Consider the following 21,412-nt stretch of genomic DNA (forward strand, 5'->3'; position numbering starts at 1 on the left):
GTTCGGCGACGGTCACGGCCGACCACCGACCGTGGCCGGCGTGGGCAGCGCGAGCTCGGTGACCACGCCGTCGTCGACCCGCAGCACCCGGTCGGCGACCGCCAGCAGCGCCGGCCGGTGCGCGACGAAGACGCTGGTGCGGCCGGCGAGCAGGCCGATCGTGGCGTCGACCACGGCGGCCTCGGACGCCGCGTCCAGCCGGGCGGTCGGCTCGTCGAGCAGCACCAGCGTGGCCTCCGACCGGAGGAAGGCGCGGGCGAGCGCGATCCGCTGCCGCTGGCCGGAGGAGAGCCCGTGGCCCCGCTCGCCCAGCATAGTGTCCCAGCCCTCCGGCAGGGCGGCCACCACCTCGTCGAGCGCGGCGGCGGTCGCCGCCTCGTGGAGGTCGGCAGTCGAAGGTGCGCCGAGCCGGACGTTGTCGGCGACGGTGCCGGCGAACAGGTGCGCGCGCTGTGGCACCCAGGCGACCTGCCGGCGCCAGGCGCCGAGGTCGGCGGCGGCCAGGTCGACGCCGGAGACCAGGACCTGGCCGGCGGTCGGCTGGACGAAGCCGAGCAACAGGCCGAGCAGGGTGCTCTTGCCGGCGCCCGACGGGCCGACGATCGCCACCCGCTCGCCCGGCCGGATGGTCAGCGAGACGTCGCGCAGGGCGGTCGTCCGGTCGTACGCGACGGTCACGCCGGACAGCACGATGGGCCCCGGCCGCGGCACCGCCGTGCCCACCGACGACGCCGGCGGTGACGGGAAGCTGAGCGCCTCGTCGAGGGCGGTCAGCCCTTCGAGGCTGGCGTGGAACTTGCTGCCGGCGGCGCGCAGCGGCAGGTAGGCCTCCGGCGTCAGCAACAGCACGAGCAGCGCGACCTGGAGCGTCATCCCGCCGGAGAGCAGGCGCAGGCCGACCGGCACCGCGACCAGGGCCACCGAGATGGTGGCGACGAGCTCGAGCACCAGCGCCGAGAGGAACGCGATGCGCAGGGTCCTCATCGTGGCGGCGCGATGGGCGTCGGCCATCCGGCGCACCACGTCGACCTGGGCCCGGGCCCGGCCGAACGCGCGCAGTGTGGGCAGCCCGCTCAGCATGTCGAGGAAGTGGCCGCCGAGCCGGGACAGCCGCCGCCACTGGCGTTCGGTGGCCGCCTGGGCCTGCCAGCCGACCAGCGCGCCGAAGATCGGGATCAGCGGGATGGTGACGGCGACGATCACCGCCGAGGTCCAGTCGGCGAACACCAACCGGGCCAGCACCGCGATCGGAATGGTCACGCCGAGCACGAGCTGTGGCAGGTAGCCGGTGAAGTACGCGTCGAGCCCGTCGAGACCGCGGCCCACCAGCGTCGCCAGCGAGCCGCCGCGCTGGCCGGCGAGCCAGGCCGGGTCGCGACGGGTGACCGTGCCGAGCAGCTCGACCCGGAGGGCCTCTTTGACCGCGGCCGCGCTCCACGCGGTGACCGCGCCCTGGGCCCAGGCCAGCGCGGCGCGGCCGGCGACGAGGGCGACGAAGAGGCCGAGGGCGACGCGGTCGAGCCGGCCGCCGGCGGCCGCGGCGAGCACCGCCGCCAGCGCTGTGGCCTGGAGCACGACGACGACCGCGGTCGCCACACCGCACAACCCGAGCACGGCGAGATGGCGCCGGGTGGCAGGCACCCGGCGCAGCAGCCGCGGGTCGAACGGTCGTCGGCGGCTCACCAGTAAACCGGCGCCTTGCCGTCGATCCGGCCGCGGAACACCCACCAGCACATCGCCTGGAAGCCTATAAGCACCGGAACGAACGGTGCGGCCACCCAGCTGAGTAGGCGGAGGGTCGAGGGCGCGGCTGCGGCCTCCGTCACGGTCAGCGTCGCGGCGGGGTCGATCGTGGAGACCAGCACCGCCGGGTAGCGGCCCAGGCCGACCACCAGCACCGGGGCGACCAGAGCCAGCGAGCTGGCGACGAACGCCCAGCCCGGCCGGCGCGGCGCGAGCGAACGGACCGCCATCAGGGCCGACACCAGCACCAGCAGTGGCGCGGCGACCCAGAGGCGCTGCCCGGCCCGGACGTCGGCGGAGAGCAGGCCCAGCAGCGTCGCCACCGCCACGGCGCCGAGGGCCACCCCGACGAGTCGGCGGGCCAGCGCCGCCCACCGCGCGTCCGGCATGCGCAGCGCGAGGAACGTCGCACCCTGCACTGCGACGAGGCTCACCAGTGTGATCGCGGTCGCGGCGACGAACGGCGTGGCCAGATGCCCGATTCCGGCGACGTGCCCGCCGGCGTCGATCGGCAGGCCCTGGAGCAGGCCGCCGAGCAGCGCGCCCCAGCCGGCCGCGGCCAGCGCGCTGCCGGCCACCACGGTCCGGTCCCAGCGCGCCCGGGCGGCGACGTGCTCGGGCCGCCCACGCAGCTGCACGGCCACGGTCACCAAAATCACGCCGACCAGCGCCGCGACCACCGCCGGGTAGTAACCGGACAGCAGCTCACCCTCGAGCCGGGGGAACGCGCCGAACAGGATGCCGACGGCGGCGACCAGCCAGACCTCGTTGCCGAGGAAGTACGGCCCGACGGCGGTGAGCACGGCCCGGCGGTCCCGGTCGTCACGCACGCCGGAGAGCAGCAACCCGACGCCGTAGTCGTAGCCGCCGAGCACGAGGTAGACGGCGAAGGCGAGCCCGAGGGCGGCGTACCAGATGAGTTCCATGGTGTGGCTCCTATCGGGCCAGGACCGGCTCGGGCCGGCGCTCGTCGTCGTCGGAGGCGGTGACGTCGGCCAGCGACCGGCCGAGCGCCGGGTCGCCCACGCCGCGGGCGGCCCGTTTGGCGATCAGCACCCAGTTGGTCACCGCGAGGGTGAGCAGCAGGGCGGTGAAGCCGAGGAACGACGCGAGCATGACCCCGCCGCTGACGGGACTGACGGCGTCTTCGACCTTGAGCAGCCCGTACGCCGCCCAGGGTTGCCGTCCGCCCTCGCGGGTGAGCCAGCCGAGGATCGCGGCGACGAACGGCAGCGGCAGCGCGAGGACGACGATGACCAGCGGGAACTTTAGCCGCACGATCCAGTCGCGATAGAACAGCGGCAGCATGACGAACGCCCAGGCCAGCGTGAAACCGATCAGGATCATGAAGCCGAGACTGACGTTGGCGTACGCCGGTGGCAGGTAGTCGCCTGGTCCGAAGCGGGCGGTGAAGTCGGCGACCGCCTGGGCCCGGGCCGCTTCGTCGCCGAACTTGGTCGGCTGCACCGCGCCCACCACGCCGAACTGGGCGAAGCCGAAACCCATCAGCGGCACGCCGGCGATGGTCACGGTCACCAGGCCGATCCACAGCGACTTGCGCAGCAGCTCGTAGTCGGGTGTGCGGCGCAGCAGCAACCACGCGCTGATGCCGGCCAGCACCATCCCGCCGGTGAGCAACGCGGCCGCCGTGACGTGGCCGAGGGCCATGGTGAACGTCGGGTTGGTCAGCAGCGCGGTGAAGTCGGTGAGGTGCGCGATGCCGTCGCGCACCTCGTAGCCCACCGGGTGCTGCAGCCAGGCGTTGGCGGCCATGATGAAGAACGCCGAGAGGTACGCGGTGATGGCGACGCCGTAGAGCAGGGCGAGGTGGACGCCGCGGCGGAGCCGGTGCCAGCCGAAGATCCACATGCCCAGCAGGGTCGACTCGAGGAAGAACGCGAGCAGCGTCTCGAGCGCGATCGGCGCCCCGAACACGTTGCCGACGTAGCGCGACAGCCCGCTCCAGTTGAGCCCGAACTGGAACTCCATCACGATGCCGGTCGCGATCCCGAGCACGTAGTTGATCAGGTAGATCGTGCCCCAGAAGCGGACCATCCGCTCGTAGACGGGCTTGCGGGTGACGTAGGCGGCGGTCTGCAGGTAGACGAGCAGCGTCACCAGGCCCAGCGTCACGAGCACGAACAGGAAGTGGATCGAGGTCGTGGTGGCGAACTGCAGGCGGGCGAGCGGCAAGGGGTCCATGGCCACCCCTCCGAGGGGATAGTGAGCTTCGCTTGTTATAGCGACTCTACACGTAGCGTACCTACCTATATGTCCTACGTCTTGTAGTAGTCATGGACATGACTCTACTACGTCGTGTCGTAAATGGGTGCGCTCAGGAAAGGAAGAGCGCGATGGGGAGCGCCGCCAGCACGGAGGTGACGGTGAGGGCGACCATGGCCGCCAGCGGGGTGGGGCCCAACGGCGCGCGGAGCCGGCGCACGCGGGCGACGATGTCGTGGTCGGCCGCGGCGAGCATGCCGGCGGGCGTCACGCGCGACGGCGCGGTGGCGAACCGGGCCAGCGCGGCGGCCAGCAACGCGTCGGTGTGCTGGCGGCGGGCCCGGTCGTCGGCGCGCATCTCCACCAGCAGCGCGACGGCGGCCATGGCGCGGACCACCCAGCTCACCCCCGGCAAGGCGCGGACGAGGGCGGAGAACGGCAGCAGCACCAGGTCGTGCCGCTCCTTGGCGTGCGCCTGCTCGTGGCTGAGCACGGCGGCCAGCTCGTCGCGCGGCAGCAGGCTGAGCACGCCGGCGCTGATCACCACCCGGGGGCGCAGGCCGGGCACGCAGTAGGCGGCGGCGCCGGGATGGTCGAGCACCAGGGCGCCGGGCGCCGCCGGATCGGCCCGCGCGACCAGCGCGAGCAGGTCGCGTTGGCGCTGCCGGGCCTTGACGGCGTGCCGCAGGCTGGCGCCCGTCGACCAGAAGAGCACCGCCCCGATGCCGAGGCCGATGCTGATCAGGGCGAGGTGACCGAGGCCGAGCTCGGCCGGGAGGCGGCCGCCGGCCAGGTCGTGGGCCAGCGTCCGAATGGCCGTGCCCGGTGGTTGGCCATAGGGCTGGAGGCCGATGGAGATCGGAATGCCGATCGCCGAGAGGCCGACCGCGAGGCCGATGCCCTGCCAGCAGAGAATCGCGATGGTCGGGCTGGTGGCCGGCCAACGGGACCGGAACATCACCAGGGCGACCAGATAGCAGCCCAGCACCGCCGCGCCGAAGTGTGCGGTGTAGAGCATCGGATCAGCCTTTGTCCTTGTCGAGCGCCGCGCGCAGCACGTCGGCCTCGTCGCCGGTCACCGACCGGGCGAACCGCACGAGCGCGGCGTCGCGCTCACCGGCGAGGTCGAGCGCGTCGAGCATGAGCTGCGCGATGTAGGCGTCGCGGCCGGCCACCGGCTGATAGCTCCAGGCCCGCCCGGTGCGCTCGCGGTTGACCATGCCCTTGCCGGCGAGCCGGTCGAGCACCGTCATCACGGTCGTGTAGGCCAGGTCACGCCCGTCGAGGCCGTCGACGACTTCGCGGACCGTGGCCGGCGCGGAGCGATCCCACAGGACGTCCATCACCGCCCGTTCGAGATCTCCCAACCGTGTCACGCGTCGATCCTACCTTCCGTAGTAGCGAATGGCTGTGCCCCCTGCCACTGCCGCGACGAGGCCGGCGGCCAGCGCGATCAGCGGCAGGTTGGTCGGGATGCCGAGATAGACCGTGATGCCGAGGATCCGCGACAGGCCCCAGGGGAGCAGGGCGAGCTGGTCGTTCCAGATGGTCAGGGCGCGCTCGAGGCCCAGCGCGGCGATGCCCGCGGCGACCGTGGCACAGGCGGTCCCGGCGGCCGCCACGGTGGTGGCGACGGCACGCCTACCGCCGTTCTGCGCGAGTGTGGTCGCGACGAAGAGCCAACCGAAGGCCGCGAAGGCCACGGTGATGTACGCGGCCCGGGCGCCCGGCGCAGTCCAGAACTCGAGCCAGTAGTGGCCCGGGCCACGCACGGCCAGGACGGCGAGCAGCAGGACCGTGCGGAGCAGGATCACCCCACCGACGGCCGCCCAGACCCGCGGGCCGCCGAGCAGCCGGGCGGCGACGGCGAACACCAGCCAGGCGGTCAGCACGAGGACGAGGTGGGCGGGCGCGGCGAACCAGGTGTAGACGAGCCGGCTGGCGACGAGGGCCACGGCGGGGATCGCGATGACGAGCCAGCCGGGTTTGTCGGGGGCGCGCCACGGGCGGGTGGCGCCGAGCCAGAGCGCGCGGCAGGCGGCATTGCGGTTGAGGGCGCCGGCGGCGAGGACCAGCAGGACCAGCGCCAGCAGCACGCGGGCCAGCCAGGCCATCGCCGGGTCGCGGTCGGCGCGCTGCGCGCCGAGGTCCGCCGCGGTGAACTGGAAGGCCGGCAGGTCGCGGTCGGCGGCGTACCGCGTGAGGTGTCGGGTCCGGCGCTCCGTGTAGGTCTCGGTCGCCGCCTGCCACTGCGCCCGGGCCGTGGCGCTGCCGGTGTCGAGCCATTGCGCGTGCCGCAGCACGGTGGTCCGGTAGGCGGCCAGCGTCTCGAACAGGTCGACCTGGTAGTCCAGCGTGTCGGTCAGCCGTTGCCGCAGCGCCGGGTCGTGCCAGGTCGTCGGGTCGGTGCCGGCGACCAGGTCGCGCATCTCCTTGGCCAGCGCGACCGCCTGTTCGCCGCCGGCGATCGCCTCGTCGAGCCGGTCCTTGCTGACGGCGTAGATGCTGTCGAGGGCGGCCGAGTCGCCGGTGACGATGTCCCACTCGAAGATCCACATCATCGGCGGCGGCTCGAGGCCGAGCGCCTTGACCTGCTTGTCGGCGTACGGTCCGATGTAGAGCCCCGTGGTGACCGCCGCCCGGGACCGGGCCAGCATGTCCAGCACGGCCCGCTCGGTGGCCGGGTGCGTGGTGAAGGTCTGGCGGACCCAGTCGCGGGTGATCTCCTCGGCCGGGGTGCCGGGCCGCCACGCGAGGCGCGCGGCGGCATAGGTGTTGAGGTCGTAGAGCTGCCAGAAGCCGTCCCGCAGATAGAGCGACATCGGCCCGGCCCGCAGTGGTCCGCCGTCCTGGGTCCAGGTCCAGATGCCCTCGACGTTGGGGTTTGCGGCGAGGAATGTGCGCAGGGCCCGCTGGTGCAGGGCGGTGAGGTCGTTGGGCAGGGAGCCGAACGCCTCGAACTCGCGCCGCGACTGGAACTCGACGATGCGCCGCTGCGGGCCGCGGCTCAGGGTGGGGTTCAGCGGGAGGTGGCTGTAGAAGTCGCCGGCCGTGTACTTGGTCGAGACGATCAGGTTCGGTTGCGTCAGGCCCGCCAGGACCTCGTCGTACGAGTCGGGGTTGGTGTGCAGGTCGCCGACCGCGCCGACGCCGACCGTCCAGCTGCGGAAGATGATGTCCCGGTTGCCGTTGGCCGCGGTGTCCAGCAGCGCCGTCAGCATCGCCCGGACGGCCTCCGGCGTGGTGACCGCCAGCCGCGACTCGTAGTCCCAGCCCTGCTGCTTGTACACCGCCCCGCCCTCGCCGACCCGGATCATCAGACCGCTGGCGTACGGCATGCGCGCGAAGAGCTCGGCCAGCCCCTGCTGGTAGACCGCCCAGAGCTGCGGATCGGTGGTGTCGAGGCCGCCGGTGGTCCGCTTCAGGTAGCGCTCCAGCGGTGGCGACAGGGCGAGCATGTCGGTGAGCAGGTAGACCCGCATGCCGCTGTCGGACGCGTACCGGAAGATCGGGGCGAACGCGGTGACCAGGGCCTCGTTGCGGCCTCGGTGGTCGTCGTCCGGGGCGTAGACGTCGAGGCCGTCGAAGGTCACGTATTCGAGGAAGCCGGGGATGACGATGCCGTTGTAGCCCTGGCCGCGCGAGTGGTCGACGAACTGCCGGAACTGTTCGTCGATGCGGCGGACCGCGGCCTGGTCGACCCAGGGCGCGGTCGGCAACAGCGCCTCGCCGACGACGTCGGTGTTGAGCGAGTAGTCGGTCGCGTCGGCGATGGCTTCGCGGCCGACCGAGCCGGCGTCGGTGAGGCGGAGGCCGAGCCTCGGCGTGACGGTCCCCTGGCTCGGCAGCGCGGCGCCGGACCGGATGCGGTCGGCGACGGCGTAGAGCCCGGCGGCGGCGCCGGCCGCGCTCGTGCCCTCGATGGTGCCGTCGGCCGTCACCCGGTAGGTCTCCGGCGAGGTGTTGCCGGGCACCGTCACGATCCGGGCCCGCAGCTGGGCCGGGCCGGTGTCGTCGTCTCGGGTGATCGCCGGCCGGGTGCGGCCCCGGGCCGCGAGGGCGTCGGCGACCTGCTCGGCCGCGCGGGCGATCTGGCCGTCGTCGGGGATGCCGATCGTGGTGATCGCGGGCGGGGGCGCGAGGGGTGCTGATGTCGTGTCGTTCGGTGGGTGCTCGACGGGCACGTCCGCGTCGGCATAGCTCAGGCCGAGCGCGCCGTCGACGCCATAGGCCACCACGCCACCGGCCGCGAGCAGCACGGCGACGGCGACACCCACGACCCGACCCGCTTTCACGGCGGTCATATTAGGTACGGACGGCGGTCCTGGCGATCATCAGTTCTTGATCTCGTCCTTGATCTCGTGGAGGCACACCGTTTCGCGTCGATGAACTACGTTCTCTCCCGTGACGGGCGATGGCGTACGGGTGGGCATCGACTACGGCACTTCCCACACGGTGGCGGTTTTGGCCGAACCGGGTCGCGAGCCGCGGACCGTGCTGTTCGACGGCTCGCCGCTGCTGCCGAGCGGCGTCTGCGCCGACGGCACCGGGCGGTTGCTGGTCGGTCGCGACGCCTGGCACACGGGGTTGTCGACGCCGGCCGCCTTCGAGCCGTTTCCCAAGCAGCGCATCGGCGACGGGGTCGTGCTGCTCGGTGAGCGCGAGCTGCCGGTCGAGGAGCTGATCGCCGCGACGCTGGCCCGGGTCGGGCAGGAGGCGGCCCGGATCGCGGGGGCGCCGCTGGCGTCGGCCACGGTGACGTACCCGGCGGCGTGGGGCGCGCAGCGACGGCAGGTGCTGTCGGCCGCCGCCGCGTCGGTATTTCCGTCCGTCGACCTGGTGGCCGAGCCCGTCGCCGCGGCCAACCTGTTCGCCGGGGTCGCCGGCCAGGCGGTGCCGGTCGGGCGGTGCGCGGTGGTCTACGACTTCGGGGCGGGCACGTTCGACGTGTCGGTGGTCCGGCGGGAGCCCGCCGGCTTTGCCGTGCTGGCCAGCGAGGGGCGTGCGGACTGCGGCGGCCTCGACGTCGACGCGGCGATCGTGCGGCGGTTGGGCGAGACCGTCGGCCGGGCGGATGCGGCGGTCTGGGAGCGGCTGGCCAACCCGGCGTCCACTGGTGACCGGCGGGCCAGCCGGCAGCTCTGGGACAACGCGCGGTCGGCCAAGGAGATGCTTTCGCGGGCCGCCAGCACCGTTCTGCACGTTCCGTTGCTCGAGGTCGAGGTGACGCTCGGGCGGGAGGAGCTCGAAGAGCTCACGGAGCCGATCGTGGCCGGCACGATCGAGGCGACCAGGGCGGCGCTGTCGTCGGCGGGGATCGCGTCGGCGGACCTGGCCGCCGTCTACCTGACCGGCGGTTCGAGCCGGATGCCGGCGGTCGGCACGGCGTTGCACCGGGCCTTCGGGGTGGCGCCGGTGCTGGTCGAGCAGCCGGAGCTGGTGGTGGCGGAAGGCAGCGTGCGGTCGGCGACCGTCGACCCGCCGGCGGTGCCGGTCGCGACGCCGGTGCGGCCCGCGCGCCGTACCCGGCGGGTCGCGGTGTTGTCCGGTCTGGTCGTGCTGGTCGCGGCGGCCGCCGTGGCGGTGGTCCCGTTGCTGGGCCGCGGCGATGGTGGTGGTCGGAAAGCTGTGAACGCGGCGGTGTCGTTCTCGCCGTCGGTCTCCGCGCGGCCGTCGTCGTCGGTCACGCCGTCGCGTTCGCCCTCGGTCGATCCGTGCGTGCTGGGTCGGTGGCGGTCGACCGCGAAAGGCCAGATGATGATCAAAATCGACGGCGTGGAGACCGCGTTCAAGGGCGGCGGGGGAGTCGTACAGACCTACACGGCCGACGGCGCCGCCAAACTGGTCTACCGGAACACCACCTGGGCGGCGACGGTCAAGGGTTCGAAGTGGACCTACAAGGTCAACGGCACGGCCAGTGCCAAGGTCTTCCACCAGGGCGGCTACGAGTACGTGGCCGCCACCACCGGCGACGGCGAAGGCGTGCTCTACGAGGACGGCCGGCGCGACAACTCCATCAAGCTGGACCTGGTGAACGGCCGGGAGAAATACTTCTGCACGGGCAACACCCTGGTGTTCGTCAACGGCGGCGACACGTCGGAATGGGTGCGCCAGTGACTCACCCGGACGCGTCGAAGGTCTCGATCCTTACGCGATAGGCCGGCTCGCCGGCTTCCGGGTTGAGCAACACGACGAAGTCCGGCAGAGCGTCGGGCCCGGGCCCACCATCGGCGCGTTGCTGGCCCGGCTCGGCCGCCCAGTCGACGAGAGCCACGCGGACCCTCCAATGTGCACAGTCCGGCAACGGAACCCGCAGTCCCGTTTCGGTGCCCACGTGCTCGATGCCACTGATCACGGCATCGTGGTCCGGAGCGACGAACCGATAGGCGTCCGACACCACGGCGGCGTACCGCCGTTCCCGCCCACTCAACCCAGCCGGCGCCGCGACCGACCCGACCCGAGCGACGAACTGAAACGCCCCGTCGGCCCCGATGTTGATGGGCACAAAGGCACCGGCAGCGATGTGCCGCATGACGTCCTCGTCATCGAGCAGCTCACCCTCCCAGTCGGTGGTCGGCGGAAAGCTCGCAGGAGACCAGAGCCCGAACAGCCCCGCCTCGGTAGCCAACGCCTCGGTGACCTCCATGGTTGCCGAAACCTACACCCGAGCGACGGCCCCGCACATGGCACTCCGCGGCCACGGCCCCGGCGGCTGAGCCCCGGCTGCGCGAGGCAGGCCGGAAGGGCGGCTGCCGCCGCTGTCACTGCTCGCGACACCGACCCGCGACCGTGCTGCGCACAGGCCGCCGACGGCAGGTCCCGCAGCTTCACGGCTCGCGTCGCTCACCCGCCGCCCGCCGCCGGCCGCCGGCCGCCGGCCGCCCGTCGCCGGCTACCCGCCGCCCGCCGCCGGCCGCGCCGCCCGCAGCCGCCGGGCGGGACGCCGTCGACGGCAGGTCGCGCAGCTTCACGGCTCGTGTTGCTCACCCGCAGCCCCGCCGCCGCCGGTCGGGGCGGCGCCGACGGCAGTTCTTCGCCGCCGTCACCCAGGCGAGGGCGCCACCCGGCCGCGCGCGGCTGCGGACGCGGCTCCCTCGGCGCGCAACCGCCGGACTGCCCGCAAGCGGCGTTGCCCACCCCGCAGCTGCTGTGGGCGTGCCGCCCTTGACGCGGCGTCCCCGCGTCCCCGCGTCCCCGCGTCCCCGCGTCCCCGCGTCCCCGCGTCCCCGCGTCCCCGCGTCCCCGCGTCCCCGCGCTGGCGCGGTGCGGCGGTGGCGTGGTGGTCAGATGCCCTTCGGGTGCCAGACCGTCTTGGTTTCCAGGAACATGGTCATGCGGCTCAGGCCTGGGTCGGCGGACCAGTTGGGTCGGCCGGCCGGTGGGCGGACGACGCGTTTGAGGTTGCCGGCGGCCGCTTCTTCGAGCGACGCCGCCAGTTCGGCGTCTTCGACGCCGGCCAGGTCGATGGCGTTGACGTCCATGTGGGCGGCCAGCCACGGCGCGGTCTCGGCGGGGTTGCCGGTCAGGATGTTGACCACGCCGCCCGGTAGGTCGGAGGTCGCCAATACCTCCGCCAGGGTCACCGCGGCCAGCGGGCTCTCCTGGGCGGCCAGCACGATCACCGTGTTGCCGGTGACGATCGCCGGGGCCACGACGCTGACCAGGCCGAGGAACGACGGCGGGGCGACCAGGCCGACCACGCCGGTCGGTTCCGGCGACGACAGGTTGAAGTAGGGGCCGGCGACCGGGTTGGCGCCGCCGTAAACCTGCGCCAGCTTGTCGGACCAGCCCGCGTACCAGACCCAGCGGTCGATCGCCTCGTCGACCTCGGCGGCCGGTAGGCCCAGGCCGACGAACTGGTCGCGGCGGCCCTCCAGCATCTCGGCGACGCGGTAGAGGATCTGGCCGCGGTTGTAGGCGGTCGCGCCCGACCAGGCCTTCACCGCCGCGCGGGCGGCGACCACGGCGTCTCGGACGTCTTTGCGGGAAGCCAGGGCCACGTTGGCATCCTGTGCGAGGTAGGAGCGGCCGGACTCGCTGCGCGGGAACTTGCCGCCGATGAACAGTTTGTAGGTCTTGCGGACCGCCACGCGTGCGTCAGACATCGAGGTATGCCTCCAGCCCGTGGCGACCGCCTTCACGGCCGTAGCCGGACTCCTTGTAGCCGCCGAACGGCGACGTGGGGTCGAACTTGTTGAACGTGTTGGCCCAGACCACACCGGCCCGCAGGCGGTCGGCCATCCAGAGGATCCGGGAGCCCTTCTCTGTCCAGACGCCGGCCGACAGCCCGTAGGGCGTGTTGTTGGCCTTCTCCACCGCTTCCGCGGGGGTGCGGAACGTCAGCACCGACAGCACCGGGCCGAAGATCTCCTCGCGCGCGATGCGGTGCGCCTGGGTCACGCCGGTGAAGATCGTCGGGGCGAACCAGAACCCCTGGTCGGGTAGCTCGCACGGCGGCGACCACCGCTCGGCGCCCTCTTCGCCGCCGATGTCGGACAGCGTGCGGATGCGCTCGAGCTGAGCCGCCGAGTTGATCGCGCCGATGTCGGTGTTCTTGTCGAGCGGGTCGCCCACCCGCAGCCGCGCCATCCGCCGCTTGAGTGACGCCAGCACCGGCTCGTAGACCGACTCCTGCACCAGCAACCGCGAGCCCGCACAGCAGACATGGCCCTGGTTGAAGAAGATGCCGTTGACGATGCCTTCGACCGCCTGGTCGATCGGCGCGTCCTCGAAGAGCACGTTGGCGGCCTTGCCACCCAGCTCGAGCGTGACCTTCTTGCGCGAGCCGGCCACGGCGCGGGCGATCGCCTTGCCCACCTCGGTCGAGCCGGTGAACGCGATCTTGTTGACGCCGTCGTGCTCGACCAGCGCCCGACCGGTCTCGCCGGCGCCCGTGACGATGTTGACGACGCCCGGCGGCAGCTCGGCCTGCTGGCAGATCTCGGCGAACAGCAGCGCGGTCAGCGGTGTGGTCTCCGCCGGCTTGAGCACCACCGTGTTGCCGGCGGCCAGCGCCGGCGCGATCTTCCAGGACAGCATCAGCAGCGGGAAGTTCCACGGGATGACCTGGGCCGCGACGCCGAGCGGGCGCGGCGACGGGCCGAACCCGGCGTGCTCGAGCTTGTCGGCCCAGCCCGCGTAGTAGAAGAAGTGCGCCGCGACCAGCGGGATGTCGACGTCGCGGGACTCGCGGATCGGTTTGCCGTTGTCGAGCGACTCCAGGACGGCCAGCTCGCGGCCGCGCTCCTGGATGATCCGGGCGATCCGGTAGAGATATTTCGCCCGATCACGGCCCGGCATCTTCGACCAGACCTTGTCGTACGCGGAGCGGGCCGCCGCCACCGCGCGGTCGACGTCGGCCGGGCCGGCCTCGGCGATCTCGGACAGGACCTCTTCGGAGGCGGGATTGATCGTCTTGAAGCTCGCACCGTCGGTCGGGTCGACGAAGGCACCGTCGATGAACAGCCCGTAGGACGGCTTGATGTCGACGACCGCGCGGGACTCGGGGGCGGGGGCGTATTCGAACATCGTCAGTCCAGCGTGAAGTAGTCGGGACCGGAGTAGACCCCGGTCGTGAGCTTGGTGCGCTGCATCAGCAGGTCGTTGAGCAGCGTCGAGGCGCCGAACCGGAACCAGTCGGGATCGAGCCAGTCGTCGCCGGCGGTCTCGTTGACCACCACCAGGTATTTGATCGCGTCCTTGGTGGTGCGGATGCCGCCCGCCGGCTTGACGCCGACCTGGCGCCCGGTCAGGTCGCGGAAGTCGCGCACCGCCTCGAGCATCACCAGCGTCACCGGCAGTGTCGCCGCGACCGGGACCTTGCCCGTCGACGTCTTGATGAAGTCGCCGCCGGCCAGCATGCCGATCCACGAGGCCCGGCGGACGTTGTCGTAGGTGGCCAGCTCCCCGGTCTCGAGGATGACCTTGAGGTGGGCGTCGCCGCAGGCCTGCTTGACGGCGGCGATCTCCTCGAAGACCTCGAGGTAGCGGCCGGCCAGGAACGCGCCCCGGTTGATCACCATGTCGATCTCGTCGGCGCCCGCCGCGACGGCGGCCTTCGTGTCGGCCAGCTTGACCTCGAGCGGCGCCTGGCCGGAGGGGAAGGCGGTCGCGACGCTGGCCGTGTGGATGCCGGAGCCGGCCAGCGCCTCGGCGGCGACCGGGACCATCGCCGGGTAGACGCAGATCGCGGCCACCGGCGGGCAGGTCGGGTCCGCCGGGTCGGGCCGTCGCGCCTTCGCGCACAGCGCGCGGACCTTGCCGGGGGTGTCGGCGCCTTCCAGCGTGGTCAGGTCGACCATGCGGATCGCCAGGTCGATCGCCCAGGCCTTGGCGGTCGTCTTGATCGACCGGGTGCCGAGCATCGCGGCGCGCTGCTCCGCGCCAACCTGGTCGACCCCGGGCAGACCGTGCAGAAATGTCCGAAGGGCCGCGTCGGAGCTTGTTACTGAGGACAGGTCCGACGCCGTCGTCGCTGTCATGCGCACGAGTGTACGGGTGCCGCCAGAGCGCGCGGAGTTATCCACAGGCGGGCGGCTGTCCACAGGCCCGCCCACAGATCTCGCCCTACCGGTACGTTGACCAACCGTGGACGTACAAGTAATCAACCATCCCCTCGCCGCGACGCGCCTGACCGCGATGCGGGAGAAGGGCACCGAGCCCGGCAGCTTCCGGGCGGCGCTGCACGAGCTCACCACCATGCTCGTCTACGAGGCGGCGCGCGCCTTCCCGACCGAGAGCTACGCCATCGAGACCCCGGTCGCGCCGACCGAGGGCATCCGGCTGGCCAACCCGCCGCTGCTCGTCCCCGTCCTACGCGCCGGGCTGGGCATGGCCGACTCGGCGCTGGCGCTGCTACCCGAGTCGTCCATGGGCTTCGTCGGCCTGGCCCGCGACGAGGAGACCTTCGAGCCGCGCGCCTACCTGGAGTCACTGCCCGCTGTCCTGTCCGGCATCCCGGTGCTGGTCCTCGACCCGATGCTGGCCACCGGCGGGTCGCTCGAGCACTGCTGCCGCCTGCTGGCCGACCGCGGCTGCACCGACATCACCGTGATCTGTGTGCTGGCCGCCCCAGAAGGCATTGCCCGGCTGGAGCGCTCCGGGTTGCCGTTGCGCCTCGTGACGGCCTCGGTCGACGAGCAGCTCAACGAGAAGATGTACATCGTGCCCGGCCTGGGCGACGCCGGCGACCGGCAGTTCGGTGGAATGCCCCGATTTTGACGCATGGACGACCAGTGAGTGCGGCGCGGGCGCGAAGCGGCTACCGTTCCGGGCCATGACCACTGTTCCCATCGCCGAGGAGCTGTTGCTGCTCGCATACGACAACGAGTCCGGAAAAGCGACCGGTTCGCGCATCGGGCTCGACCTCGGCATGGCCGCGGCAGTGCTGGTGGAGTTGGCCCTCGCGGGCCGGATCGCGTACGCGGACGGCAACATCGTGGTGGTCGACTCGACACCGACCGGCGTGCCCGTGGCCGACGCCGTCCTCTCCAAGATCGAGTCAGACGTGCCCCACACGCCCGCGTCGTGGCTCCAGCGCCTTCGCCACAAGCTGCGCGACCGCATCCTCACGGACCTGGTCAACCGGGGCGTGATCCGCGACGTCGACGAGGTCGAGCTCGATTTCATCCACGTCCACCGCTACCCCTCGGTCGACGCGACGGTCGAGAACGAGACCCGCGGCCGCCTGGCCGCCGCCCTGGCCGGCGAGGGCGCCACCGACGAGCGCACCGCCGCCCTGGCGACCCTGATCGCCGCCACCCGCATGGAGGCCGCGCTGGGCCTGACCGGCGAGGAAGCCGCGACCGCCCACGAGAAGCTCGAACGCATTGCCAGCGGCGCCGGCTTCTCCGGCGGCGTCAGCCTCGACCAGTCGACAGTCCGCCCGTCGGTCGCCCTGGTCGTCATCGCCCTCGGCAAAGCCATCCAGGCGGCCCTGGGCACCCCCCGCCCGGTCACCCACTAACCGCCCTGCTCGCCCAGTCGACCAAGCCGGCGCCCGACGAGGCCCTGGCAATGCCCAGGCCGCAGGCATCGCGGGTGTGCGCGTCGCTGGTAAGTCGCTGTGGGCGCGGGCGATGGTGACATCGGACAGCGACCGCCCCACTACGCTGTGAAATCGTGGCGTCTGCCGTAAGTGACCCCGTTTCGCCCGGTGGGGTGCAGCGGATCACTCCGGCCTGGGTCGGTCCGGCCGTCACGGTCGCCGTGGCGGTGCTCTACCTCGGGGCCGCGTTCGCCGTGACCAGCGGCTTCTGGGGAGACCTCGGCACGGCCACCCCGGCAGTCAACCCACAGGACCACGTCTTCTTCCAATGGGTGCTCGCCCACGGCGGCCAGGTGGCCGAGCACGGGATCTATCCCTTCACCACCAAGTCGCTGAACATGCCCGACGGCGTCAATCTCATGGCGAACACGTCGGTGCTCGGGCTGGGCATCCCCATGTCGCCGATCACCCTGTTCGTCGGGCCGCAGGCCGCGTTCGCCGTGCTGCTGGTGATCGGGCTCGCGGGCACCGCGTTCGGCTGGTACTGGGCGTTCAGTCGCCACCTCGGCACCGGCAACCGGCTGGTCGCCTTCGCCGGCGGAGCGCTCTGCGGGTTCGCGCCCGGGATGGTCAGCCACGCGCAGGGGCACGTCAACTGGACCGCGCAGTTCGTGGTGCCCTGGCTGGTCGTCGCGGTCATCCGGCTCGGCCGGCCCGGCCGCGCGATCCGGCGGGGGATCTGGCTGGGGATCCTGGTCACCTACCAGGCTTTCGTCAACGAGGAGGTGCTGCTCTACACCGCCCTCGGGATCTTCGTCTTCGTGCTCTGCTACGTGATCTTCAATCCGCGGGCCGTCAAGGAGCGCGTCCCGAGCTTCCTCGGCGGGCTCGCCGTCGCGATCGTGCTGGCCGCCGCGCTGCTCGCGTACCCGCTCTGGGTCCAGTTCTTCGGCCCGCAGAGCTACCGCGGCGTCCCGACGGCGGTCAAGGACGTGAGCACCGACCTGGCCGCCTACCCGGCCTTCGCCCGGCTGTCGATCGCCGGCAGCACCGCCGAGGCCGAGCGGCTCACGCAGGGCCCGGCCGAGGAGAACAGCTTCCTGGGCTGGCCACTGCTGATCGTCTGCCTGATCGCCGTCGTGCTCACCTGGCGCCGGCGCACGACGTGGGCGCTGGTCGTCACCGGCTTCGTCTTCACCGCGCTCTCGCTGGGCCCGCGCATCATGATCGACCAGGACGACACCGGCGTCGACGGCCCGTGGCGGTGGCTGGAGAACCTCCCGATCTTCAACTCGGTCGTGCCGACCCGGCTCTCCCTGATCGTCGTCCCGGTGGCCGCCGCCCTGCTCACCGTCGGCGCCGGCCGCGCCCTCGAGCTCGGCCGCGGCCGCCGGCCCCCCGTCACCAAGACGATCCGCGCGCTGACCGCCGCCGCCGTCCTGGCCGCGCTCATCCCGCTCGCCCCCAAGGCGATCCCGACCACGGACGTGGCGCCGACTCCGGCGTTCGTCACGGCCGGCCTCTGGCGCGACTACGCCACCGACGGGCGCGCGCTCGTGTTCGTGCCGGTGACCGACAACATCTACCTCGACGGCATGCGCTGGGCCGCCCAGGCCCAGATCGGATTCGCGATCGCCGGCGGCTACTTCCTGGGCCCCGCGACCGAGGGCTCCGACAACCGCGCCATCTTCAACGCGCCGACCCGCTTCACCACGGCGCTGTTCGACCAGACGAGCCGCTCCGGCGACCTGCCGCCGGTCACCGACGAGACCCGCGCCAAGTTCACCGACGACCTGACGTTCTGGCGCGCCGACGCGTTGGTCCTGCCACAGACAGAGACCAACGCGGGCCAACTCCGGCTGCTGGTAGTCGACCTCACCGGCGAGATCCCGGACGACATCGGCGGCGCCTGGGTCTGGCGGCTCTAGATCACCAGATCCCGAGAGCCGCCGCCGTCTCGGTGCGCAACGCCCGCACGGACGCCGCCGCCCGCTCCCGCGCCGCGCCCACGTCACCGTCGACCACGGGCTCGACCACCTCGAGATACGCCTTCAGCTTCGGCTCCGTCCCGGACGGCCGCACCACCACCCGGGCCGACTCGGTGCGCAGGATCAGGACGTCGTTCTCCGGCGCCATGTCCTCGACCGCGATCACCGGATCGTCGAGCAGCGACCCGGGCGTCTTCGTCCGGATGTACGTCATCGCCGTCTCGATCTCCGGCAGCGCGTCGACGCGCACCGACAGCTGATCTGTCGCGTAGACGCCGAACTCGGCCGCGAGCTCGTCGAGCCGGTCACCGATCGTCCGCAGCGACGCCTTCAACCCCGCGGCCATCTCGGCCACCAGCAGCGCCGCCGTGATGCCGTCCTTGTCGCGCACCAACTCCGGCGCCACGCAGTAGCCCAGCGCCTCCTCGTAGCCGTACGCCAGATCCTCGCCGGCCCGCACGATCCACTTGAACCCCGTCAGCGTCGCCCCGTAGGGCACGCCCCGCCGCGCGCACAGCTCCGACAGCAACGACGACGAGACGATCGTCGTCGCATAGCGCCCGGCCACCCCGCGCCGCTGCAGGTGGTCGGCGAGCAGCACACCCACCTCGTCGCCGCGCAGCATGCGCCAGCCCAGCGGCCCCGGGATCGCCACCGCGCACCGGTCCGCGTCGGGGTCGTTGGCGATCGCGATGTCCGCACCGGTCACCGTGGCCAACTCGACCACCCGGTCGATCGCCCCGGGCTCCTCCGGGTTGGGGAACGCGACCGTCGGGAACATCGGGTCGGGCTCGGCCTGCTCCGCCACCTCGTGCGGCCGCGCGAACCCGGCCCGCGCGAACGCCGCCGCCAGCACCGGCGCGCCGACTCCGTGCAACGGCGTGTAGGCCACCGCGAGATCCCGCGGCCCGTCCGGGTCGACCACCCGGGCCGCATTCTCCACATAGGACTCGACAATGTCGTCGTCGAGGACCACACCCAGATCACCCAGGGGTACGGTCGACAGGCGCCCGACGGCCGCGATGGCGGCCGAGATCTCGGCGTCGGCCGGCGGCACGATCTGCGCGCCCGCGCCCAGAACGCCGCCCAGCTCCGCCCCGAGGTAGACCTTGTAGCCGTTGTCCTGCGGCGGGTTGTGACTCGCCGTCACCATCACGCCGGCGGCCGCGCCCAGCTTGCGCACGGCGTACGCCAGCACCGGGGTCGGCAGTGGACGCGGCAGCAACATGGCCTCGCGCCCGGCGCCGGTGGCGACCTGGGCCGTCCGCTCCGCGAACGCCCGCGAGCCGTGCCGCGCGTCATATCCGATGACCAGAGGCCCGGAAGCGCCGCGGGCCCCCAGCCAGTTGACCAGCCCGGCCGCAGCCTGGGTGACCACCGCCAGGTTCATCCCGTTGGGTCCCGCCCGCAGCGGGCCGCGCAGCCCGGCCGTGCCGAAGGTCAGCGGCCCGGCGAACCGGTCGGCCAGGTCGGCGGCGGTGCCGGGCAGCCCGTCGAGCACCCGGGCCAGCTCCGCCCGGCTCGCGTCGTCGGGATCGTCGGCGAGCCAGGCCCGCGCGCGGGCCGCCAGGTCGTCCAGCTCAGTCATCCCGCTTTGATAGCACGAGCCGGAGCCACGGGCCGGACCGGCCGGGTCAGCCGGTGGTGAGCTCGAACGACCGCACCATCTCGTCGAAGATCGGCTTGCTGTCGGCGAACCGCTCCTCGGTGCTGGTCAGGAAGAAGGAGTACGCCTTCCCGTCGGCGATCACCGCGCCCCAGACGCCGTGCCGAGCCGAGTCGCCGCAGGTGTATTCCAGCTCGCCCGACTTGCGCCCGGCCAGCTCGCCCTCGCGCAGCTCCACCCGACCGTACGGCTTCGGGCACGACTTGCTGTTGCCCTTGAGCCCGCGCTCGGCGGTCTGCAGGAACCCGGCCGCGGTCGCCTTGGAGCTGACGTCCTCGACCAGGATGCGGACCTTGCGCCCGGAGTCCTCGGGGTCGATGTAGTCGTAGTAGACCGACTTGCCCCCGCCGGCCTTCTTCCAGCCCTTGGGGACGTTGACGGAGACCCCGCGCTCGGTGTGCCGCTGCGTGGCGAACGACGCGGCGGACGGGGCCGCCGAGGTGCCACCCGCCTGCACGGGCGTGGTGCCGCCGTCGCCACCGTCGCCGCGGAACGCGAAGAAGCCGATGAGCACCAGGACGACGGCCAGGCCGCCGGCGACGCCCAGCTGGAGGTTGCGCGGCCAGCCCTTGACCGTCTCGACCAGATCGCCGCCGCGCCGCTTGAGCCCGGCCAGGCCGCCGCCGGAGGAGGACGACGGGGCGGACGGCGGCACCGGAGACCAGCTCGGCGCCGGCATCTGCCCGGTCGGGGCCTGCAGCGGCCCGGTGGGCGCCTGCGGCGGGGGACCGGACCCGAGCCGATCGGTGAGCGACTCGCCCGGCGCCAGCATCGCCCGCCCGCCGATCTTGCCGGTCGGCCGGTTGTCGGCCTGCGGTGCCGGCGGCTGCCAGGGGGAGCGCTGCGCGGGCACGACCGCATAGGGGTCGGTCATCATGTGCGCCGGCGCCTTGCTGGCCAGCGGGCCGGCGAGCAGCTCGCGCAGCATGCCGCGGGCGGTCGCGACGTCGTAGCGGCGGGCCGGGTCCTTCTCCAGCAGCCCCATCAGCACGTCGTTGAGCACGCCGGCCCGGTGGGTCGGTGCCGGCGGGTCCTCGACGACCGCGTGCATGGTCTCGATCGGGTCGCCCTTGTCGAACGGCGGCCGGCCCTCGACCGCGGTGTAGAGCGTGACGCCGAGCGAGAACAGGTCGCTGGGCGGGCCGAAGTCCTGGCCCATCGCGCGCTCCGGCGAGATGAAGTGCGGCGAGCCGAGCACCATGCCGGGCGTGGTGAGCTGCACGTCGGTGGGCATGCGAGCGACGCCGAAGTCGGTGAGCACGCACCGGCCGTCGGCGCAGATGAGCACGTTGGCCGGCTTGACGTCGCGGTGCAGCACGCCGTTGGCGTGGGCGATCTCCAGCGCGCCGAGCAGGGCGATGCCGATCTTCGCGACCGCGCGCGGCGCGACCGGGCCGTCCTCGATGACCATGTCGGCGAGGCTGCGGGCGTCGAGCAGCTCCATCACGATCCACGGCCGGCCGTTCTCGTGGACGACGTCGTAGACCTGGACGACCGACGGGTGCTGGAGCGCGGCGGCGGCGCGGGCCTCGCGCATCGTCCGCTCGTACATCGAGTCGCGGTCGCTGGGAGCGAGCCCCGGCGGGAGCACGACCTCCTTGACGGCGACGTCGCGGCGCAGCAGGACATCACTGGCGCGCCAGACGGTGCCCATGCCGCCGTGGCCGACCGCGGCCCGGAGCGAGTAGCGACCGCCGATCGTCGCACCCGGCGCCGCCCGGCTGGAGACAGCGGTCCCACCAGGTGCTGAGCTGCCGGATCCGGAGGTGGCGGAGCTGCTCCACGTCGGAATCTGAGTCACTGAAA

Annotated in this window: 16 protein-coding genes and 1 pseudogene; 4 read left to right on the forward strand and 13 right to left on the reverse strand. The window is 72.6% G+C overall.

Going from position 1 to position 21,412, the window contains the following annotated elements; all coding sequences use genetic code 11:
* Window positions 1-12: 12 nt before the first annotated feature.
* From cydD to O7635_RS13125, 6 genes and pseudogenes are all read right to left on the reverse strand, one after another.
* Window positions 13-1,683 (reverse strand): thiol reductant ABC exporter subunit CydD, encoded by a 1,671-nt coding sequence (cydD, locus tag O7635_RS13100; protein WP_278080681.1) that lies wholly within the window; start codon window positions 1,681-1,683, stop codon window positions 13-15.
* A complete protein-coding gene (locus O7635_RS13105; protein WP_278080682.1) occupies window positions 1,680-2,669 on the reverse strand; it encodes a cytochrome d ubiquinol oxidase subunit II in 990 nt (329 codons plus the stop codon). Before O7635_RS13105 ends, cydD begins: the two co-directional genes overlap by 4 nt.
* Window positions 2,670-2,679: 10 nt before the next feature.
* The gene (locus O7635_RS13110) at window positions 2,680-3,945 is read right to left on the reverse strand and encodes a cytochrome ubiquinol oxidase subunit I (protein ID WP_278080683.1); all 1,266 of its coding nucleotides are present in this window, start codon (window positions 3,943-3,945) and stop codon (window positions 2,680-2,682) included.
* Between the two features lie 133 nt (window positions 3,946-4,078).
* The gene (locus O7635_RS13115) at window positions 4,079-4,984 is read right to left on the reverse strand and encodes a M56 family metallopeptidase (RefSeq protein ID WP_278080684.1); all 906 of its coding nucleotides are present in this window, start codon (window positions 4,982-4,984) and stop codon (window positions 4,079-4,081) included.
* Between the two features lie 22 nt (window positions 4,985-5,006).
* A pseudogene (locus O7635_RS13120) lies at window positions 5,007-5,342 on the reverse strand (BlaI/MecI/CopY family transcriptional regulator); the annotation flags it as partial.
* Window positions 5,343-5,351: 9 nt separating this feature from the next.
* Window positions 5,352-8,261, reverse strand: a complete 2,910-nt coding sequence (locus O7635_RS13125) for a hypothetical protein (RefSeq protein WP_278080685.1) — start codon at window positions 8,259-8,261, stop codon at window positions 5,352-5,354.
* Between the two features lie 109 nt (window positions 8,262-8,370).
* Between O7635_RS13125 and O7635_RS13130 the strand changes: the two genes are divergently transcribed.
* Window positions 8,371-10,083 carry an Hsp70 family protein gene (locus O7635_RS13130; RefSeq protein ID WP_278080686.1) on the forward strand — a complete coding sequence of 571 codons (1,713 nt, stop codon included), beginning with the start codon at window positions 8,371-8,373 and terminating at the stop codon, window positions 10,081-10,083.
* Between the two features lies 1 nt (window position 10,084).
* Here O7635_RS13130 and O7635_RS13135 read toward each other — a convergent pair whose 3' ends face one another.
* The 5 genes from O7635_RS13135 to deoC form a co-directional block, all read right to left on the reverse strand.
* Complete coding sequence (locus O7635_RS13135) at window positions 10,085-10,612, reverse strand: hypothetical protein (protein ID WP_278080687.1); 528 nt, start codon at window positions 10,610-10,612, stop codon at window positions 10,085-10,087.
* A 181-nt stretch (window positions 10,613-10,793) separates the two neighbouring features.
* Window positions 10,794-10,937, reverse strand: a complete 144-nt coding sequence (locus tag O7635_RS13140; protein ID WP_278080688.1) for a hypothetical protein — start codon at window positions 10,935-10,937, stop codon at window positions 10,794-10,796.
* A gap of 312 nt (window positions 10,938-11,249) precedes the next feature.
* The gene (locus O7635_RS13145; protein ID WP_278080689.1) at window positions 11,250-12,071 is read right to left on the reverse strand and encodes an aldehyde dehydrogenase family protein; all 822 of its coding nucleotides are present in this window, start codon (window positions 12,069-12,071) and stop codon (window positions 11,250-11,252) included.
* Window positions 12,064-13,494 carry an aldehyde dehydrogenase family protein gene (locus tag O7635_RS13150; protein ID WP_278080690.1) on the reverse strand — a complete coding sequence of 477 codons (1,431 nt, stop codon included), beginning with the start codon at window positions 13,492-13,494 and terminating at the stop codon, window positions 12,064-12,066. Before O7635_RS13150 ends, O7635_RS13145 begins: the two co-directional genes overlap by 8 nt.
* 2 nt (window positions 13,495-13,496) lie before the next feature.
* Entirely contained in the window at window positions 13,497-14,453 is a 957-nt protein-coding gene (deoC, locus tag O7635_RS13155; RefSeq protein WP_278080691.1) for a deoxyribose-phosphate aldolase, read from the reverse strand.
* Between the two features lie 100 nt (window positions 14,454-14,553).
* Between deoC and upp the strand changes: the two genes are divergently transcribed.
* From upp to O7635_RS13170, 3 genes are all read left to right on the forward strand, one after another.
* A complete protein-coding gene (gene upp, locus O7635_RS13160; RefSeq protein ID WP_278080692.1) occupies window positions 14,554-15,186 on the forward strand; it encodes a uracil phosphoribosyltransferase in 633 nt (210 codons plus the stop codon).
* A 55-nt stretch (window positions 15,187-15,241) separates the two neighbouring features.
* Complete coding sequence (locus tag O7635_RS13165) at window positions 15,242-15,931, forward strand: GPP34 family phosphoprotein (protein WP_278080693.1); 690 nt, start codon at window positions 15,242-15,244, stop codon at window positions 15,929-15,931.
* Between the two features lie 155 nt (window positions 15,932-16,086).
* On the forward strand, window positions 16,087-17,880 hold the full coding sequence (locus O7635_RS13170) for a hypothetical protein (RefSeq protein ID WP_278080694.1): 1,794 nt from the start codon (window positions 16,087-16,089) through the stop codon (window positions 17,878-17,880).
* Window position 17,881: 1 nt separating this feature from the next.
* Here the strand turns inward: O7635_RS13170 and O7635_RS13175 are convergent, their stop codons facing one another.
* Complete coding sequence (locus tag O7635_RS13175; protein WP_278080695.1) at window positions 17,882-19,528, reverse strand: phospho-sugar mutase; 1,647 nt, start codon at window positions 19,526-19,528, stop codon at window positions 17,882-17,884.
* 46 nt (window positions 19,529-19,574) lie between these two features.
* Window positions 19,575-21,407, reverse strand: coding sequence for a serine/threonine-protein kinase (locus O7635_RS13180; protein WP_347405276.1), 1,833 nt, complete (start codon window positions 21,405-21,407; stop codon window positions 19,575-19,577).
* Window positions 21,408-21,412 lie beyond the last annotated feature (5 nt).

The organism is Asanoa sp. WMMD1127, assembly GCF_029626225.1.
Taxonomy (GTDB): domain Bacteria; phylum Actinomycetota; class Actinomycetes; order Mycobacteriales; family Micromonosporaceae; genus Asanoa.

Coding starts and splice junctions, on each gene's coding strand:
- O7635_RS13115 (WP_278080684.1), bottom strand. CDS start 4,984: ATGCTCTACACCGCACACTTCGGCGCGGCGGTGCTGGGCTGCTATCTG.
- O7635_RS13145 (WP_278080689.1), bottom strand. CDS start 12,071: ATGTCTGACGCACGCGTGGCGGTCCGCAAGACCTACAAACTGTTCATC.
- O7635_RS13150 (WP_278080690.1), bottom strand. CDS start 13,494: ATGTTCGAATACGCCCCCGCCCCCGAGTCCCGCGCGGTCGTCGACATC.
- O7635_RS13110 (WP_278080683.1), bottom strand. CDS start 3,945: ATGGACCCCTTGCCGCTCGCCCGCCTGCAGTTCGCCACCACGACCTCG.
- O7635_RS13105 (WP_278080682.1), bottom strand. CDS start 2,669: ATGGAACTCATCTGGTACGCCGCCCTCGGGCTCGCCTTCGCCGTCTAC.
- O7635_RS13135 (WP_278080687.1), bottom strand. CDS start 10,612: ATGGAGGTCACCGAGGCGTTGGCTACCGAGGCGGGGCTGTTCGGGCTC.
- O7635_RS13165 (WP_278080693.1), top strand. CDS start 15,242: ATGACCACTGTTCCCATCGCCGAGGAGCTGTTGCTGCTCGCATACGAC.
- O7635_RS13175 (WP_278080695.1), bottom strand. CDS start 19,528: ATGACTGAGCTGGACGACCTGGCGGCCCGCGCGCGGGCCTGGCTCGCC.